At 58.5% G+C, this 4,206-nt stretch carries 5 protein-coding genes; all 5 read left to right on the forward strand.

Features of this window, described 5'->3' with window-relative positions:
• Window positions 1–144 precede the first annotated feature (144 nt).
• Complete coding sequence (locus ACR0K4_RS22845; RefSeq protein WP_480522294.1) at window positions 145–1,119, forward strand: sialic acid TRAP transporter substrate-binding protein SiaP; 975 nt, start codon at window positions 145–147, stop codon at window positions 1,117–1,119.
• Window positions 1,120–1,179: 60 nt separating this feature from the next.
• Window positions 1,180–1,716, forward strand: a complete 537-nt coding sequence (locus tag ACR0K4_RS22850; protein ID WP_480522293.1) for a TRAP transporter small permease — start codon at window positions 1,180–1,182, stop codon at window positions 1,714–1,716.
• Window positions 1,707–2,987 carry a TRAP transporter large permease gene (locus tag ACR0K4_RS22855; protein WP_480534349.1) on the forward strand — a complete coding sequence of 427 codons (1,281 nt, stop codon included), beginning with the start codon at window positions 1,707–1,709 and terminating at the stop codon, window positions 2,985–2,987. Before ACR0K4_RS22850 ends, ACR0K4_RS22855 begins: the two co-directional genes overlap by 10 nt.
• Before the next feature lie 27 nt (window positions 2,988–3,014).
• Complete coding sequence (locus ACR0K4_RS22860) at window positions 3,015–3,998, forward strand: aldo/keto reductase (protein WP_480855901.1); 984 nt, start codon at window positions 3,015–3,017, stop codon at window positions 3,996–3,998.
• Window positions 3,999–4,046: 48 nt separating this feature from the next.
• On the forward strand, window positions 4,047–4,206 hold a 160-nt coding region (locus ACR0K4_RS22865), incomplete at its 3' end, for an alpha-hydroxy-acid oxidizing protein (protein ID WP_480522295.1).

The following is a 4,206-nucleotide window of genomic DNA, read 5'->3' on the forward strand; positions in this document are numbered from 1 at the left end:
CCGGATTCTCAATCGAGATGAAACCCGAAAGTATCAGAGATTTCCGTTTCCTGTCGAAACTGGCAGCGGAATAAACCCAGCCGCCTGAGCACAAGGGCAACAACAGTCGGGCGGCTTTCAACCCAACCTTGGAGGAAAGACAAAATGTACAATTTTGGTAAAGCGGCCTTTGGGGCCGCCTGTATTGTTGCGCTCAGCGCGACGGCTGGTCTGGCGCAAGAAGTGCTGCGTTTCGGCCATGTTTATGAGGCTTCGACCCCGTATCATGCCGCTGCTGTGAAAGCCGCCGAGCTGCTCGAGGAAAAGACCGATGGTCGCTATAAGATGGAGGTCTTCCCGGCCTCGCAACTGGGTAAAGAGGCCGCGCTGAACGAAGCGCTGTCGCTGGGCACGGTCGATGCGATCTATACCGGCGTAGCGTTCCTGGGGCAGTCCTATGGCCCGATCAGCATCTCGGACTATCCGTTTACCATGCGGTCCTATGACCACTGGAAGGCTTATGTAAACTCGGACCTGTTTGACGAGATGGCCACTGAATACAAGAACATCTCGGGTAACACGATTGCGACCATGACCTATTATGGCGCGCGTCACGTGACTTCGAACAAGCCGATCCTTGAACCGGCCGATATGGACGGCCTGAAGATCCGTACGCCGAATGCACCAGCCTATCAGATGTTCCCGGAAGCCACCGGCGCGAACCCGACCCCGATGGCCTTTGCCGAAGTGTACCTGGCGCTGCAGCAAGGCGTTGTGGACGCACAGGAAAACCCGCTGCCGACCATCCAGTTCAAGAAGTTCTACGAAGTGCAGTCGAACATCAACCTGACCGGACACATCACCAACTCGCTGGCGGTTGTGGTCTCGCCCGTGACGCTGGGCAAGATGGGCGACGACGGTCAGGCGCTGCTGGATGCGCTGGCCGAAGCCGCTTCCGCAACGTCGGATGAGATCGTGCAGTCCGAGGCCGAGCTGGCCGATTGGTTCCGTGAACAGGGCGTGACCGTGAACGAAGTGGATCGCGCGCCGTTCATGGCAGCGGTTGCACCTTTGCTGAGTGGTGACACAGTTCCGTGGGACGCTGAGACCTTCGAACGTCTGCAAGCGATCCAGGAATAATCTACAATACCGGGCCCGGCGCACCGTCGGGCCCGGCCTTTATGCACGAGGAATGTCCCGATGTCCGACGCCCCGCCCGAAATAGATTTTGACGCCCTTGCCGCCGAAGATGACGCGCATTTTCGGAACTATTGTATCACCGTGGCAGATTATGGTCTGCTGGCGCTGTTCGGTTTGCTGTTCGGCGTGGTCTTCTTGCAGTTCTTCACCCGCTATGTGCTGAACGACTCCATCGCCTGGACCGAAGAAGCGGCGCGGTATCTGCTGATCCTTCTGGGTTTTGCCGGTGCGATCCGGTGTCAGGCGGTCGGCAGCCATATCGTGTTGGAATTCGTCGATAAGTACTATGGCCGCCTGCTCAGCTGGGTGCATGTCTTTGCACTGGTTGCGACCTTCGTTCTGTTCGCCGTCATCATCTGGTCGGCGTGGGAGCTGATCCAGCGCACCTCGTTCCAGCAAATGGTCTCGTTGCCATTCCCGAAATACTACCTGCACACCGCGGTCATGGTACTGGCGGTCGGAAATCTGGGGGTTGTCACCTATCAGATCGTCGCGCGGGTGAAGCAGTTGAAGGAAGGCGTCGACAAATGGGCCTGATCATTCTTTTCGTATCCCTGTTCGGCCTGATGCTGATGCGCGTGCCGATCGCGTTTTCGCTGGCACTGTCGTCCTTCGCCTACATCCTCTATTCCGGGCTGCCGCCGGTGCTGTTGATGCACAACATGGTCAACGGCATGGACAGCTTCCCGCTGCTGGCGATCCCCTTCTTCATTCTGGCCGGGGCGCTGATGAATTCCGCCGGGATCACCGCGCGTATCTTCGGCTTTGCCCGTGCCATCGTTGGCTGGATGCATGGCGGACTGGGTCATGTGAACGTCGGCGCAAGCATCATCTTTGCCGGTATGTCGGGTGCTGCCGTTGCTGATGCAGGCGGGCTTGGTGCGATTGAAATCAAGGCTATGCGTGAAGCGGGCTATGATGATGACTTCAGCGTCGGCGTTACCGCAGCCTCATCCACCATCGGGCCGATCATTCCGCCGTCTCTGCCTTTGGTGATCTTTGGCGTCATGGCCTCGGTTTCGATCGGCAAGCTGTTTGTCGCCGGTATCGTACCGGGCCTTCTGATGGCGCTGTCGCTGTCGATTATGATATGGTGGATGTCGCGCACGCGGAACTATCCGCGCGACGTGAACTTCAGCCCGTCGGTCATCGCCACGCGGTTCAAAGCAGCCTTCCTGCCGCTGATGACCCCGGTCATCATCGTGGGTGGCATCGTGTCAGGTGCCTTCACCCCAACCGAGGCCGCCATCGGGGCCGCAGCCTATGCGCTGATCCTCGGCACTTTGGTCTATCGCACGCTGACGGTTCGGAAACTGGCCGTGATCTCGCTGGAAACCATCGAGACAACGGCGGCGATCATGATGATCGTGGGCGCGGCCTCGGTCTTTGCCTGGATTCTGACCGCCAATCAGGTTGCCGCACATTTCGCGGAATTCGTGCTGTCCTTCACCGACAGTAAGGCCGTCGTCCTGTTGCTGATCATGGCCGTGGTCCTGATCGTCGGCCTGTTCATGGAGACCATCGCCGCGATCTCGATCCTTGTGCCGGTACTGATGCCGGTGGCCGCGCAATTTGGTATCGACCCGGTGCATCTGGGGATCATCGTCATTCTCAATCTCATGCTGGGGTTGCTGACCCCGCCGGTCGGCATGGTTCTGTTCGTCCTGTCGCGGGTGTCGAAGGTGCCATTCGAACAATGTGTTCGCGCGACCCTACCGTTCCTTGTTCCCTTGCTGGGCGTCCTTCTGCTGTTGACTTTCGTCCCTTCGCTGGTCCTGTGGTTGCCGAACCTGCTTTATGGATCGTAGGATGCGGGCCGTTTTTTGGAGTCAAAGATGAAAACCAACCAAATCGGTAACACCGACCTGAAAGTGACTGAACTGTCCTTTGGTTGCGCCAGCATTGGCAACCTCTACCGTGAAGCCTCGGACGCGGATGTGCAAGACGTCCTAAGCACTGCGTGGGACGCCGGAATTCGGTATTTCGACACCGCCCCGCATTATGGGCGCGGCCTGTCGGAACAGCGTTTGGGCCAGTTCCTGTCGGGCAAGCCCCGGTCGGACTATGTGATCTCGACCAAGGTTGGCCGGGTGCTGTCCCCGGGGCAAGCGATGGCCGAGGCGGACGGGTTCGTAAACCCGCTGCCCAATGACGTGCGTTATGACTATTCGGGCGACGGGATCGAGGCTTCGCTGGAAAGCAGTCTGGAGCGGCTACAGACCACCATGGCGGATATCGTATTTGTGCATGACATCGGCACTTATACCCATGGTGCCGACAACGCAGCCCAGATGGAGGCGTTTCTGGGCAGCGGGTACGACCGGTTGGTGAAGCTGAAGGAACAGGGCCGCATCCGTGCGTTTGGTCTGGGGGTGAACGAAAACGAAATCTGTCTCGATGTCATGAACCACGGCCCGATTGACGTCATCCTGCTTGCAGGCCGCCTGACGTTGCTGGACCGTTCCGCCGAAGAGGCCCTGACCGCGCAATGCCACGCACAAGGTACCAGCCTTGTGCTCGGAGGCGTGCTGAACTCGGGCATTCTTGCTACTGGCCCCGTGGAAGGCGCGACCTATGACTATCGACCAGCCTCGCCCGAAATACTGGACCGGGTCCGGGTGTTGCAGGACAAAGCCGAAGGGCTTGGTCTGCCTCTGGCGACGGCTGCGTTGCACTTTGCGAAGTCCCACCAACTGACATCATCGGTCCTGATCGGCACCTCAAAGGCGACTAGCCTGACGCGAAACATCCAGGCAATGGCGCAGGCAACACCGGATGAGTTTCACGACGTATTCCGACATATGCCTGACGGCGCCTGAAACACTCTTGAAACCAGACAGGGGTTTTCAATTCAAAAAGGAAGAACTATGCGCCTGAAAGATTGTCATAACTTCCACGATTTCCGTGAACTGGCCAAGCGCCGCCTGCCGGGACCAATCTTCAACTATATCGACGGCGGTGCCGATGATGAGGTGACGTATCGCGAAAACACCAACGCGTTTGACCGCTGCGATCTGCTGCCATCGG

The sequence above is a fragment of the Ruegeria sp. K11 genome (genome assembly GCF_056531905.1).

What these genes read in the sequence shown, in the direction of transcription:
- ACR0K4_RS22845 (WP_480522294.1), top strand. Translation starts at nt 145, where the DNA reads ATGTACAATTTTGGTAAAGCGGCCTTTGGGGCCGCCTGTATTGTTGCG.
- ACR0K4_RS22850 (WP_480522293.1), top strand. Translation starts at nt 1,180, where the DNA reads ATGTCCGACGCCCCGCCCGAAATAGATTTTGACGCCCTTGCCGCCGAA.
- ACR0K4_RS22855 (WP_480534349.1), top strand. Translation starts at nt 1,707, where the DNA reads ATGGGCCTGATCATTCTTTTCGTATCCCTGTTCGGCCTGATGCTGATG.
- ACR0K4_RS22860 (WP_480855901.1), top strand. Translation starts at nt 3,015, where the DNA reads ATGAAAACCAACCAAATCGGTAACACCGACCTGAAAGTGACTGAACTG.